The sequence below is a fragment of the Pseudomonas sp. 51_B genome, from assembly GCF_017491595.1.
Lineage (GTDB): Bacteria > Pseudomonadota > Gammaproteobacteria > Pseudomonadales > Pseudomonadaceae > Aquipseudomonas > Aquipseudomonas promysalinigenes.
On the sequence record NZ_JAFGYW010000015.1, the window covers coordinates 37,541 to 50,616 of the forward strand.

The 13,076-nt window shown below is 62.6% G+C and carries 16 protein-coding genes; 14 read left to right on the plus strand and 2 right to left on the minus strand.

From position 1 onward, the window contains the following. The first annotated feature begins 125 nt into the window (after window positions 1-125). From ccmA to J5M56_RS16500, 14 genes are all read left to right on the plus strand, one after another. Window positions 126-758, plus strand: coding sequence for a cytochrome c biogenesis heme-transporting ATPase CcmA (gene ccmA, locus J5M56_RS16435; protein ID WP_207937309.1), 633 nt, complete (start codon window positions 126-128; stop codon window positions 756-758). Continuing rightward, entirely contained in the window at window positions 755-1,423 is a 669-nt protein-coding gene (ccmB, locus tag J5M56_RS16440; protein ID WP_060476976.1) for a heme exporter protein CcmB, read from the plus strand. Before ccmA ends, ccmB begins: the two co-directional genes overlap by 4 nt. 43 nt (window positions 1,424-1,466) lie before the next feature. Next, window positions 1,467-2,234, plus strand: coding sequence for a heme ABC transporter permease (locus J5M56_RS16445; protein WP_186478492.1), 768 nt, complete (start codon window positions 1,467-1,469; stop codon window positions 2,232-2,234). Next, entirely contained in the window at window positions 2,231-2,407 is a 177-nt protein-coding gene (gene ccmD / locus J5M56_RS16450; RefSeq protein WP_060476890.1) for a heme exporter protein CcmD, read from the plus strand. The genes J5M56_RS16445 and ccmD overlap by 4 nt, the downstream gene beginning before the upstream one ends. Then, window positions 2,404-2,859, plus strand: a complete 456-nt coding sequence (ccmE, locus tag J5M56_RS16455; protein ID WP_060476889.1) for a cytochrome c maturation protein CcmE — start codon at window positions 2,404-2,406, stop codon at window positions 2,857-2,859. The genes ccmD and ccmE overlap by 4 nt, the downstream gene beginning before the upstream one ends. 11 nt (window positions 2,860-2,870) lie before the next feature. Then, entirely contained in the window at window positions 2,871-4,844 is a 1,974-nt protein-coding gene (locus tag J5M56_RS16460; protein ID WP_207937339.1) for a heme lyase CcmF/NrfE family subunit, read from the plus strand. Beyond that, a complete protein-coding gene (locus tag J5M56_RS16465; protein ID WP_060476887.1) occupies window positions 4,841-5,377 on the plus strand; it encodes a DsbE family thiol:disulfide interchange protein in 537 nt (178 codons plus the stop codon). Before J5M56_RS16460 ends, J5M56_RS16465 begins: the two co-directional genes overlap by 4 nt. After that, window positions 5,374-5,850, plus strand: a complete 477-nt coding sequence (locus J5M56_RS16470) for a cytochrome c-type biogenesis protein (protein ID WP_207937310.1) — start codon at window positions 5,374-5,376, stop codon at window positions 5,848-5,850. The genes J5M56_RS16465 and J5M56_RS16470 overlap by 4 nt, the downstream gene beginning before the upstream one ends. Further along, window positions 5,843-7,027 (plus strand): c-type cytochrome biogenesis protein CcmI, encoded by a 1,185-nt coding sequence (gene ccmI, locus J5M56_RS16475; RefSeq protein ID WP_186478490.1) that lies wholly within the window; start codon window positions 5,843-5,845, stop codon window positions 7,025-7,027. The genes J5M56_RS16470 and ccmI overlap by 8 nt, the downstream gene beginning before the upstream one ends. Before the next feature lie 12 nt (window positions 7,028-7,039). Further along, window positions 7,040-7,459: a hypothetical protein gene (locus J5M56_RS16480; protein WP_186478489.1), complete on the plus strand. Its 420-nt coding sequence runs from the start codon at window positions 7,040-7,042 to the stop codon at window positions 7,457-7,459. A gap of 150 nt (window positions 7,460-7,609) precedes the next feature. Beyond that, window positions 7,610-8,548: a 2-hydroxyacid dehydrogenase gene (locus J5M56_RS16485; RefSeq protein WP_207937311.1), complete on the plus strand. Its 939-nt coding sequence runs from the start codon at window positions 7,610-7,612 to the stop codon at window positions 8,546-8,548. 48 nt (window positions 8,549-8,596) lie between these two features. Beyond that, on the plus strand, window positions 8,597-9,385 hold the full coding sequence (locus J5M56_RS16490) for a PhzF family phenazine biosynthesis protein (RefSeq protein WP_186478487.1): 789 nt from the start codon (window positions 8,597-8,599) through the stop codon (window positions 9,383-9,385). Window positions 9,386-9,450: 65 nt separating this feature from the next. Next, the gene (locus tag J5M56_RS16495) at window positions 9,451-9,789 is read left to right on the plus strand and encodes an FKBP-type peptidyl-prolyl cis-trans isomerase (protein WP_060476881.1); all 339 of its coding nucleotides are present in this window, start codon (window positions 9,451-9,453) and stop codon (window positions 9,787-9,789) included. Window positions 9,790-10,012: 223 nt separating this feature from the next. Beyond that, on the plus strand, window positions 10,013-10,675 hold the full coding sequence (locus J5M56_RS16500) for a histidine phosphatase family protein (protein ID WP_207937312.1): 663 nt from the start codon (window positions 10,013-10,015) through the stop codon (window positions 10,673-10,675). A 69-nt stretch (window positions 10,676-10,744) separates the two neighbouring features. On the opposite strand, the gene J5M56_RS16505 is transcribed toward J5M56_RS16500, so the two are convergent. Both J5M56_RS16505 and J5M56_RS16510 read right to left on the minus strand, forming a co-directional pair. Beyond that, on the minus strand, window positions 10,745-11,473 hold the full coding sequence (locus J5M56_RS16505) for an aspartate/glutamate racemase family protein (RefSeq protein WP_060476879.1): 729 nt from the start codon (window positions 11,471-11,473) through the stop codon (window positions 10,745-10,747). Window positions 11,474-11,490: 17 nt separating this feature from the next. Further along, window positions 11,491-13,023: an NCS1 family nucleobase:cation symporter-1 gene (locus J5M56_RS16510; RefSeq protein ID WP_207937313.1), complete on the minus strand. Its 1,533-nt coding sequence runs from the start codon at window positions 13,021-13,023 to the stop codon at window positions 11,491-11,493. Between the last annotated feature and the right edge of the window lie 53 nt (window positions 13,024-13,076).

Here is a 13,076-nt window from a genome sequence, read left to right on the forward strand (position 1 = left end):
TACAACCTGTGGGGCCCGCCCTCTTGGCAGCGTGGCAGCACATGCAATAATGCCTGCCGCCTGTCACTGCCAGTATAACGGCAGCAACGTTGGCGACTTGAGACGCATATAGATAAGGCGATACCGTGACCCTTCACCTCCAAGCCGCGGGCCTGGCCTGCGAGCGCGACTGGCGCCTGCTGTTCGAGCACCTCGATTTCGAGCTGCGCCCCGGCGACATGCTGCAGATCAGCGGCCCCAACGGCAGTGGCAAGACCAGCCTGCTGCGCCTGTTGGCGGGCCTGATGCAGCCCACTGCCGGGCAGATCCTGCTGGCAGGTCGGCCTCTGGGTGAGCAGCGCCATGCCTTGGCTAGCATTCTGCTGTGGATTGGCCACGCCGCCGGCATCAAGGACCTGCTCACCGCCGAGGAAAACCTTACCTGGCTTTGCGCACTGCATCAGCCTGCTACCCGCGATGCCATCTGGGGGGCATTGCAAGCGGTAGGCCTGCGCGGTTTCGAAGACGTTGCCTGCCATACCCTGTCTGCCGGCCAGCAGCGCCGTGTGGCGTTGGCCCGGCTGTACCTGCCCGGCCCGCCACTGTGGATTCTCGACGAACCTTTCACCGCCCTCGACAAGCAGGGCGTGGCCCAACTGGAAGCACACCTTGCGGCGCATTGTGAACAGGGCGGTACGGTGGTGCTGACCACGCACCACACCCTGAAGCGCAAGCCTTGCGGTTACCGCGAATTGAACCTGGGGCAGTGGGCGGCATGAGCGTATTCATCCTATTGCTGCGCCGTGAAGCACGCCTGCTGTTCCGTCGCCCTGCGGAGCTTGCCAACCCGTTGGTATTCTTTGCCATCGTGGTCGCGTTGTTTCCTTTGGCGGTAGGCCCGGAAAGCCAGTTGTTGCAAACCTTATCGCCAGGGCTGGTGTGGGTTGCGGCCTTGCTGGCCGTGCTGCTGTCCCTCGATGGCCTGTTTCGCAGCGATTTCGAAGACGGGTCGCTTGAGCAGTGGGTGCTGTCACCCCACCCGCTGGCCATGTTGGTGCTGGCCAAGGTGCTGGCGCACTGGATCTTTTCCGGCTTGGCGCTGGTATTGTTGGCGCCATTGCTGGCCTTGATGCTGGGTTTGCCCAGCCATTGCCTACCGGTGCTGCTCGGCTCGCTGCTGCTGGGTACGCCGGTGCTGAGCTTGCTGGGTGCGGTGGGCGCTGCGCTGACGGTTGGCCTCAAGCGCGGTGGTTTGTTACTGGCATTGCTGATTCTGCCGTTGTATATCCCAGTATTGATCCTGGGCAGTGGTGCCTTGCAGGCTGCGTTGCAGAATATGCCGGCCACCGGCCAGCTGCTCTGGCTGGCCAGTCTGGCCGCCCTTGCCGTCACTCTGGCCCCCTTTGCGATCGCCGCCGGCCTAAAGATCAGCGTTGGCGAATAACGAGTCCCGGGCTACCAAGCCCGGCCAATACCGGATGCACCTGATGAAAATAAGCTGGACGTGGTTCCACAAACTGGGTTCGCCTAAATGGTTCTATGCCATCAGCGGCCGCATGCTGCCCTGGTTGGCCATTTCGGCTGCCCTGTTGCTGGTAACAGGCGTGGTCTGGGGCCTGGCCTTCGCCCCTGAGGACTACCAGCAGGGCAACAGTTTCCGCATCATCTATATCCACGTGCCGGCGGCGATGCTGGCGCAGTCCTGCTATGTGTTGCTGGCCGTGGCTGGTGCGGTTGGGCTGGTGTGGAAGATGAAACTGGCCGATGTCGCCCTGCAGTGCGCAGCGCCCATTGGCGCCTGGATGACGGCCGTGGCGCTGGTGACCGGGGCCATCTGGGGTAAACCGACCTGGGGCAGCTGGTGGGTATGGGACGCCAGGCTGACTTCGATGCTGATTCTGCTGTTCCTGTACTTCGGCATCATCGCCCTGGGCCAGGCCATCAGCAACCGCGACAGCGCCGCCAAGGCCTGCGCGGTGCTGGCCATCGTCGGGGTGATCAATATTCCGATCATCAAGTATTCGGTGCAGTGGTGGAACACGTTGCATCAAGGTGCGACCTTCACCCTCACGGAAAAACCTGCAATGCCCGCCGAGATGTGGCTGCCGCTGCTGTGCACGGCACTGGGCTTCTACTGCTTTTTTGGCGCCGTACTGCTGCTGCGTATGCGCCTGGAAGTGCTCAAGCGCGAAGCCCGTGCCAGCTGGGTCAAGGATGAGGTGTTGAACAGCCTCAAGCGCAGGGCCGTACGATGAGTTTCGCAAGCTTGGGCGACTTTCTCGCCATGGGCCATCATGGCCTGTATGTCTGGTCGGCTTATGGTATTTGCCTGGCGGTGCTGGCGGTCAATGTCGCCGCCCCGCTGTTGGCCCGGCGCCGCTACCTGCAAGAAGAGGCGCGCCGTTTGCGCCGGGAGAACAACCAGTGAATCCGCAGCGCAAGAAACGTCTGTTCCTGATCCTCGGCCTGCTGGTCGGGGTTGCGGTCGCCGTGGGCTTTGCCCTGAGCGCCTTGCAGCAGAATATCAACCTGTTCTACACCCCGACCCAGATCGCCAACGGCCAAGCGCCGCTGGACACACGCATCCGTGCAGGCGGTATGGTCGAAAAGGGCTCTGTGCAGCGCTCCCAGGATTCGCTGGACGTGCGTTTCGTGGTCACCGATTTCAACAAATCGGTGCCGATTACCTACCGCGGTATTCTGCCGGACCTGTTCCGTGAGGGGCAGGGCATCGTTGCCCTTGGCAAGCTCAATAGCGAGGGTGTGGTAGTGGCCGACGAGGTGTTGGCCAAGCACGACGAGAAGTACATGCCACCTGAAGTCACCAAGGCCCTGAAAGAAAGCGGCCAGGCGGCCAGCGGCGCGGAGGCCAGGCCATGAATGCGGCATTGGTGATTCCTGAACTTGGTCAGTTGGCGATGATCCTGGCGATCTGTTTCGCCGCCGTGCAGGCCACGGTGCCACTGCTCGGCGCCTGGCGCGGCGACAGCCTATGGATGGGGCTGGCGCGGCCCGCAGCCTGGGGCCAGTTCACCTTCCTGGCATTGGCCTTCGCCTGCCTGACCCACGCCTTCATGACCGACAACTTTTCGGTTGCCTACGTTGCCAGCAACTCCAACAGTGCTTTGCCTTGGTACTACAAATTCAGTGCAGTGTGGGGCGCCCATGAGGGGTCGCTGCTGTTGTGGGCGTTGATTCTCGGTGGCTGGACCTTCGCCGTGTCGATCTTCTCGCGCCAGTTGCCGCAGGTGATGCTGGCCCGGGTGCTGGCGGTCATGGGCATGATCAGCGTCGGTTTCCTGAGCTTTCTGATCATCACGTCCAACCCGTTCCAGCGCCTGTTGCCGCAAGTGCCGGCCGACGGTCGTGACCTCAACCCGCTGTTGCAGGACTTTGGCCTGATCGTCCACCCGCCGATGCTGTACATGGGCTACGTAGGCTTTTCGGTGGCCTTCGCCTTCGCCATTGCCGCGCTGCTTGGTGGGCGCCTGGATGCAGCCTGGGCCCGCTGGTCGCGGCCTTGGACCATCGTGGCCTGGGCTTTTCTGGCGGTCGGCATCACCCTGGGGTCGTGGTGGGCTTACTATGAACTGGGCTGGGGTGGCTGGTGGTTCTGGGACCCGGTGGAGAACGCCTCGTTCATGCCATGGCTGGTGGGCACTGCACTGATTCACTCGCTGGCGGTGACCGAAAAGCGCGGGGTGTTCAAAAGCTGGACGGTACTGCTGGCGATCGCCGCCTTCTCACTGAGCCTGCTTGGGACCTTCCTGGTTCGCTCCGGCGTGCTGACTTCCGTGCATGCCTTCGCTGCCGATCCGGCGCGTGGGGTGTTCATCCTGATCTTCCTGCTGGTGGTGGTCGGCGGCTCGCTGACGCTCTTCGCTTTGCGTGCCCCGGTGGTCAAGAGCCAGGTGGGCTTTGGCCTATGGTCCCGTGAAACACTGTTGCTGGCTAACAACCTGGTGTTGGTGGTGGCGGCCTCGATGATCCTGCTTGGCACCCTTTACCCATTGGTGCTCGATGCTCTGACCGGGGCCAAGCTCTCGGTTGGCCCGCCTTATTTCAATGCCTTGTTCCTACCATTGATGGCGCTGCTGATGCTGGTGCTGAGCCTGGGGGTGGTGGTGCGCTGGAAAGACACACCTGGTCGATGGCTGGCCAGCATGATGACCCCGGTCCTGCTGGGCAGTGCGGTGCTGGCGCCAATTGCAGGCCTGCTGGTGGACGACTTCGACTGGCCGGTGTTGAGCGCATTCGCCCTGGCGGCCTGGGTGGTGCTCGGTGGCCTGCGCGACATTCTCGACAAGACCCGCCATAAAGGCTTGGCCAAGGGTGTGGGTGGCCTTACGCGCAGCTACTGGGGCATGCAGCTGGCGCACCTGGGGCTGGCGGTATGTGCCCTGGGCGTGGTGCTATCGAGCAACAACAGCGCCGAACGCGATTTGCGCATGGCGCCGGGGGAGAGCGTAGAACTTGGCGGCTATCACTTCCTGTTCGAAGGCGCCAAACACTTCGAGGGCCCGAACTTCATCTCCGACAAGGGCAGCATCGTCGTCACCCGCCAAGGCCGCGAGGTGACCACCCTGCATCCGGAGAAACGCCTGTACACCGTTCAGCAGTCGATGATGACCGAGGCTGGCATCGACGCCGGCTTCACCCGCGACCTTTACGTGGCGCTGGGCGAACCGTTGGAAAATGGCGCCTGGGCTGTGCGCGTGCATATCAAACCTTACGTCCGTTGGATCTGGCTGGGCGGTCTGCTGACCGGCCTGGGTGGGTTGCTGGCGGCCTGCGACCGGCGCTATCGCGTCAAGGTCAAGACCCGGGTGCGTGAGGCCCTGGGCGTGTCTGGAGCTGCTGCATGAAGCGTTGGATCATGGTGGTGCCACTGGCGGTATTCCTGCTGATGGCGGTTTTTCTCTACAAAGGGCTGTTCCTCAAGCCCGACGAGCTGCCATCGGCGATGATCGGCAAGCCGTTCCCGGCCTTCGCCCTGGCCAACACCCAAGGCGACCGCAACCTGACCGAGGCTGACCTAAAGGGGCGGCCGGCGCTGGTCAACGTCTGGGCCACCTGGTGCCCGTCGTGCAAGGTCGAACACCCGTACCTGAATCAGCTGGCCCAGCAGGGCGTGGTGATCCACGGTATCAACTACAAGGATGACAACGCCGCCGCGCAGAAGTGGCTGGCCGAGTTCCATAACCCCTACCAGCTGGACATTCGTGACGAGCAGGGCAGCCTGGGGCTGGATCTGGGCGTTTATGGCGCACCTGAAACTTTCCTCATCGACGCCAAGGGCATCATCCGTTACAAACACGTCGGTATCGTCGATGCCACTGTGTGGCGCGAGCAACTGGCGCCGCTCTATCAGGGCTTGATCGATGAGGCCAAGCCATGAAGCGCTGGCTGGTAGCTGCCGCGCTGGGCTTGAGCGTGACCTGCGTGGCCAAGGCAGCCATCGACACCTACCAGTTCCGAGATGACGCCGAGCGCGCGCGTTATCAGCAGCTGACCAAGGAACTGCGCTGCCCCAAGTGCCAGAATCAGGACATCGCCGACTCCAACGCACCGATCGCTGCCGACCTGCGCCGTGAAATCTTCCGCATGCTCGGCGAGGGCAAGAGCAACCGTCAAATCGTCGACTTCATGGTCGATCGCTATGGCGACTTCGTGCGCTACAAGCCGGCGCTTAGTGGCCGCACCTGGCTGCTGTGGTTCGGCCCTGGCATTTTGCTGGTCGGTGGTTTCGTTGTGCTGGCGGTAATTGTCCGCCGGCGCCGCGGCGCTGCAGCACTGGGAGCTGCGCAACTGTCCGTCGAAGAACGCGAACGTCTCGCCAAACTGCTGGAAAAAGAACAGACCCATGACTGAATTCTGGCTTAGCGCGGGCCTGATGCTGCTCGCCGCCCTCGGCTTTTTGCTGATCCCGACCCTGCGTGGCCGCCGCCAGCAGCAGGAAGAAGACCGCACCGCCCTGAACGTGGCCCTTTACCAAGAGCGCATCGCCGAATTGTCTGCCCAGCAGGCTGCTGGCGTGTTGGACCAACGGCAACTGGCCATGGGGCGTGACGAAGCGGCTCGTGAGTTGCTGGCCGATACCGAAGGTGCCGAACCTGCGCGTCAGAGGCAATTGGGCAAGGCGCTGCCTCTGCTTGCCGCAATACTGGTGCCAGCCCTGGCGCTGGGGCTTTACCTGCACTTCGGTGCATCAGACAAGGTCGAGTTGACCCAGGAATTCGCCGCTGCGCCAAAAACCATGGAGGAGATGACCTCCCGGCTTGAGCGTGCCGTACAAGCGCAGCCGGACTCGGCCGAGGGTTTGTATTTCCTGGGGCGGGCCTACATGGCGCAGCAGCGTCCGGCAGATGCGGCACGTACCTACGAGCGCGCGGTGGCCTTGGCCGGTCGCCAGCCTGAACTGCTCGGCCAGTGGGCACAGGCGCTGTACTTCGCGGCGGACAAAAAGTGGAGCCCAGAGGTCCAGGCACTGACGGACGAGGCACTCAAGGCCGACCCCAACGAAGTCACCAGCCTTGGCCTACGGGGCATCGCGGCGTTCGAAGGTGAGCGCTATCAAGAAGCCATCGACTACTGGAACCGTCTGCTGACGCAACTGCCTGAAGGCGATGCGTCGCGCGCAGCGCTGCAAGGCGGTATCGACCGCGCCGCAGAGCGCCTTGGCCAGCCTCAGACCCAGGCTATTGCGCCGGTTCAGCTCAAGGTCCGGGTGGAACTGGCGGCTGCGCTCAAAGACAAGGTCAAACCTGACGACACCGTGTTTATCTTCGCCCGCGCCAGTAATGGCCCGCCGATGCCCCTGGCGGCCAAGCGGGTGACCGTGGCGCAATTGCCTCTTGAGGTGGAACTGACCGATGCGGACGCGATGCTGGCGCAGATGAAACTGTCGCAGTTCGCCGAAGTCCAACTTGTTGCACGTGTTTCCCGGGCTGGGCAGCCGACCCGCGGGGAGTGGATAGGCCAAAGCCCGCCGTTGGCCAACACCACTCAGGGCACCCAGCACCTGACCATCGACAGCCCTGACCAGTAAGAGAACAATGCCATGCATAGCGCCGTCCGCCTGACCCTGATGACCCTAGCCCTGGGTTTGTCCGCGTGTACCGTGCATCAACCGAACCAGGAGCCGTCGCCGCCGATCGAAACCGTGCCGCCGCGTCAGGGCCCGGTGGTCAAACCGCTGCCTGGTGGCCAGCCATCGACCCAGCCGAGCAAGCCTAGCGCTCCAGCCAAGCCGGTACCGCGCACCTCCGCCAGCTTCGCGCCACCGCCTGGCGGGGCGAGCCACTGGGACCCGAAGCTTGGGGTATATGTGTTGGACAACAAGACCAACGTGTTCTACCGCCAGCGCACCTACTACCGTTATGACAATGGCTGGAGCTGGTCGCTCAAGCCAGATGGCCCATGGCAGGACACCGACAGCAGCGGCGTGCCAGGGGGCCTGGGGCGCGCATTCAGCCAATAGCGGTCCTAGGGCGCATCCCTGCGGTGAGCACTGCTAGGGATGCGCCGCTACTAGGCTCTACCAATACAGTACAGTTGATCTCTATTTAATCGATTGACTGTACCGCTCACCTTCCCCGCATAATGCCTCTCCCTTACCTGAGGAGTCGGCATGAACAAGACCGTCTTGGTGCTGGTAGAAACGGTAGATGATTATCTGCCGCTGCTTGAACAGGCAGGTTATCGGCTGATTCGCGCACCCACCGCGCAACTGCGAGCCGACGCTATCGAGCACCGTGGCGCCGAGATCGACGCCGTACTCACCCGCGGCCCGCTGGGCCTGAGCGCCACCGAGATTGCCGCACTGCCCAAGCTGCAAATCATCTGTGTGATTGGTGCAGGTTACGAGCAAGTCGATTTGGCTGCAGCTGCTGCGCGTAGCATCACCGTCACCAATGGGGCAGGCGCCAACGCTACAGCCGTTGCCGATCACGCCATGGCCATGTTGCTGGCGCTGCTGCGCGACATCCCCCGCGCCGACGCCAGCACCCGCCAGGGTGAGTGGCGTCGCGTGATCAGCCCTTCGGTCAGCGGCAAGCGCCTGGGCGTGCTCGGCCTAGGCGCGGTTGGCCTGGCGATTGCCAAGCGCGCCAGCCAGGGCTTCGACATGCCTATCAGCTACCATAACCGCACCCGCCGCGCGGACGTTCCCTACACTTGGTACGCCACCGCCCAGCAGTTGGCTGAAGCGGTCGACATTCTGGTGGTTGCCACCCCCGGTGGTGCCGCTACTCGCCATCTGGTCGATGCCCAGGTCATCGCAGCCTTGGGTGCCGAGGGCTACCTGGTCAATATCGCCCGCGCCAGTGTCGTCGATACCCAAGCTCTGGTAACTGCCTTGCAGCAAGGCCAGCTCGCTGGCGCTGCGCTGGACGTGTTCGATGAAGAACCCACAGTAGCGCCGGCCCTCAAGGCATTGAGCAATACGCTGCTCACTCCCCATGTGGCGGGCCAGTCGCCGGAGGCTGCACGTGACACGGTGAGCCTGGTACTACGTAATCTGCAGGCTTTTTTTGCCGGTGAGCCAGTGCTCACGCCGGTCCATGCATAGGTCTGTTCATGACATACGCCGGCCCTGCCGGATCACAAGGAGCGTTTGATGCAACTCGAAATCTTCCAGGTCGATGCCTTTAGCACCGAGCCCTTCGGTGGCAACCCGGCAGCGGTCGTGCCGTTACAGAGCTGGCTGCCAGACGCTGTGCTGCAGCGTATCGCCGAAGAGAACAATCTTTCCGAAACGGCTTATTTCGTGCCCAACGGCCAGTCTTACGACTTGCGCTGGTTCACCCCGGCCGTCGAAGTCGACCTGTGCGGCCACGCAACCCTGGCGTCTGCCTATGTGCTGTTCGAACAGCTCGGGGAGCAAGCCCAGGTGCTGCGCTTTAACACCCGAAGTGGCGAGCTACGGGTCAGCCGGGGGGCTGATGGCCTGCTGGCCATGGACTTCCCGGCCAAGCAACCGCAAGCGCTGGACGCTCCGGCCGGTTTGCTCCAAGCGCTTGGCCTGAGCCAGGCGGCAGCGGTGTATCGCTCTGACGATTATGTGGTAGTGGTTGATGACGCCGCGTTGCTCGACCCACTCAAACCTGATTTCGCCGCACTGTCGGCCTTCGACGTGCGCGGTATCGCGGTCACTGCAGCCGGACGGGGGTTCGACTTCGTTACCCGGTGGTTTGGCCCGAGGGTGGGGGTCAATGAAGACCCGGTCACAGGTTCGGCGCACACTTCCCTGGCGCCACTGTGGGCCGAGCGCCTGGGCAAGACGGCGCTGACCTGCGAGCAGGGCGGGGCGCGCAAGGGGCAGTTGCACTGTGAAGTGCCTGGTAATGGGCGGGTGATCATCAGCGGGCGTGCGGCGCTGTACCTGCGCGGTAGCATCTACATCTGATCACTTGCCAAATTTGTACATTCCTGAGAAAAGGGCGGCTTTGTCTTTAACGATGGAGCCTGCCCATGAGCAGCGAACTGCAGATCACCGACCTGATCGAAGGCCAAGGTAAAGCCGCTGTCAAAGGTGCCCTGATCACCACCCAGTACACCGGCTGGCTGGCCGACGGCAGCGAGTTCGATTCGTCCTGGTCGCGGGGCAAGCCGTTTCAATGCGTCATCGGCACTGGCCGAGTCATCAAAGGTTGGGACCAGGGGCTGATGGGCATGCGCGTGGGCGGCACACGCAGGCTGCAAGTGCCGGCTCACCTGGGGTATGGCGAGCGCAGCATGGGCTCGATCCCACCGAATTCGGACCTGACTTTCGAAATCCAGTTGCTCGAGGTGCTGACCCGGGATGAATGACATTAGTGGCACCAAGGGTGACACATTCTTGCAACACGCCGGCGCTAAGTTCACCCATGCCTAGGGAACGGCATGCACGTCCAGGGAGGAACCAAACGGGATCGGGGCACTCTTAGTCCTGCTCGTTGCCATGGATGGCAATCACTGCACCGATGCCCCTGGCACATCCCGTAGGGCAATGTGGCGAGTGACCCGCTACTTTTTGCCACAAGAGCCCGCCTACATGCAGTTGCCCGCTTTCTTTCGACGTCGTCGCCATTTACTGGCCAGCTTGGCCTTGGTCGCCGCAGCCGTCCCTGTGGCCTTGGTAGTGCTGGACAGCCGTTCTCAACCGGTCGACGGTACCCAGACCTTGGTGTTTCTGCGCCATGCCGAAAAGCCCGGGGAAGGCCTGGGGCAACTGAATTGCCAGGGCCTGAATCGTGCGATCGACCTGGCCACCTTGCTGCCACAGCGTTTCGGTAAAGCGGATTACGTGTTTGCGGCCAACCCGACTCGGCATGTAGAGGAGGGTAGCGAGGATCAGAGTTACAGCTATATCCGCCCGCTGATGACCATCACCCCAAGCGCCATCCGCCTGGGGTTGCCAGTCAATATCGACTATGCGGCCAACGACACCGACGAGCTTGCCGCTGAGCTGGTCAGCGAGAAATACCGCAATGCCACGGTCTATACCGCCTGGTCCCATGGTTACCTGCCAGCATTGATCAATGCCGTGGCCGGCAAGGCGTTGGGCGATCAGCGGGTAATCACCGAGGACTGGGACGGCGACGATTTCGATACGCTGTATGTGCTGACCCTGACTTGGCATGACGGTAAAGCCAGCTTACTGAGCCGCAATGTCCGCCAGGGCCTGAACGGTGGGGAGCACCACTGCCCGACCTGATCCGAGCAAGCCGGGCAGTGGTTGGCGTTATTTGGCTGCCTTGCACGCCGGCAAGGGCTGGGGCGGCGCTTAACGCCCGAACTTCATCGGCCAGCCCAACACCTTCTTCGGCCGTGGTGTAGCGAAGGTGCGCACCTTGGACGTACTCAGCCCCATCCGCACCAACGACTCGGCAATGGTCACCGCGGCGCTCACTCCATCGATCACCGGCACTCCAGTGCGCTGGCGGATCAGTTCGTCCAGCCCGGCCATGCCACCACAGCCCAGGCAGATTACCTCCGCCTTGTCTTCACGCACGGCGCGTTCGGCTTGCTCGACAATAGCCTCGACAGCGCGCTCAGGGTGCTCTTCCAATTCCAGCACCGCCAAGCCACTGGCCCTGACCGAGGCGCAGCGGTCGTACAGGCCGGAGAGCTTCAGTCGGTCCTCGATCAGCGGTACGGTGCGGTCCAGGGTGGTGACCACCGAATAGGCGTGGCCCAGGTACATCGCCGTGCTGGCGGCGGCATCGGTTATGTCCACCACCGGCACCTCGAGCAACTCCTGCAACCCTTCGCGGCCATGCTCGCCGTACCCTGCTTGGATCACTGCATCATAAGGGCCTTCATAAGCCAGTACACGGTCCATCACGGCGATGGCGGCCAGGTAGCTTTCGAAATTACCCTCTACCGATTCGGCCCCGAACCAGGGTGTCAGGCCGATGATCTCAGTGCCTGGCGCGGCCACGCTACGCGCTTGCTCGGCGATGGCCTGGGTGATGGTTTCGGTCGTGTTCACGTTCGCGATAAGAATACGCATGGGGAAGTCTTCCTTGATCAATGGCTGCTGTGGTCGACGGCGATGCACTCGCCGCTGACATCGTGGTACTGGCGGTTACGCGGGGCGATCAGCAGGTACACCGCAGCGGCGATGCCCGCACCGATCAGCCAGGAAAACGGCGCGATGACATGGAAGCTAGGCACCAGCGCGAGGATGATCGCCAACAGCGCCGCAGGCCCGAATGCGACCAAGGCGCGCAGGTTGATGCCTTTGCTGTAGTGGTAGGCGCCTGCAGGGTGCTCGGTGTACAGCTCGGGTACGTTGATCCGGCCTTTGCGCAGCAACCAGTAGTCGGCCATGATCACCCCGTACAGCGGGCCAAGCAGTGCGCCCAGGCCCGACAGGAAGTACACGATCACCAGCGGGCTGTTGTAGAGATTCCACGGCAAGATCAGCACCGCCAGGGTTGCGCTGATCAGCCCGGCGCGGCGGAAGTTCAGATGACGCGGCGCCAGGTTGCTCAGCACGAAAGCCGGTGCCACGAAGTTGGCCATGATGTTCACCGCCACGGTAACGATCAGAAAAGCCAGGCAGCCGAGTACCAAAAATGCTGTGCTGGGGATGCTGGCGACGATTTGGGTAGGGCTGTCGATGATCTGGCCGTTGATCTGGAACTGCGCGCCGCACAGCACCACGGTGATCACGGCGAACACCAGGATGTTCACCGGCAGGCCCCAGAAGTTGCCGACGCGAATGGTCTTGGAGCACGGCGAGGAACGGGCGAAGTCACAGAAATTCAGCACCAGGGTGCCGTAGATCGCCAGCCAGAGCGCGCCACCGGCGAAAATGTTGCGCCACATCTCATAGCCGGCTAACGGCTCGGCAACCGACCAGGCGATACGTGCATCGGCCTTGAAGTACATGAATACCGCCAGGCTAGCGACGGTGAGCAGTATCACCGGGCCGGCGAAAGCTTCGTAGCGACGAACCATTTCCATGCCGTAGGCAAGGATCACTAATTGCACCAGCCAGATCGCCACGAAGCACACCCATCCCAGGCTGGACAGCCCCAGAATGCTGTCATGGTCATAAGCGGCCACCTGGGGCCATACGGCAGTCAAGAGCACGCGCAGCACTACCGAGGCCAAGTAGGTCTGGATGCCGAACCAGGCGATGGCGATCACCGCGCGGATCAGCGCCGGTAACTGCGCGCCGTGGATGCCAAAGGCAATGCGGCTGATAACTGGGAAGGGCACGCCGGTCTTCTGCCCCATGTACCCAGAAAGGTTCATGAAGAAGTACACCAGCGCTGCGCCGATTGCTAGCGACAGCAGAACTTGCCAGCCCCCAAGGCCCAGGGCAAACAAGCCCATGGCGAAGGAGTAGTTGGCAATGTTGTGCACATCATTGGTCCATAACGCGAAGATGCTGTAGCGGCCCCAGCGCCGGCCCTGTAGTCGCGTCGGCGCCAAGTCCCGGTTGTGCAGGCGTGGGCTGAGCGCCAAGGGCGGCATCCCGTCGATTTGAGTGGAGGATGGGCTAATGCTGGCAACGGAAAGTTCAGGGGCAAGATCGATGCTGGTACTCATTCCGGCAGGCTCCTGATGCACGTGGACTGCGATGAGCGGGCATGCGCACGGGC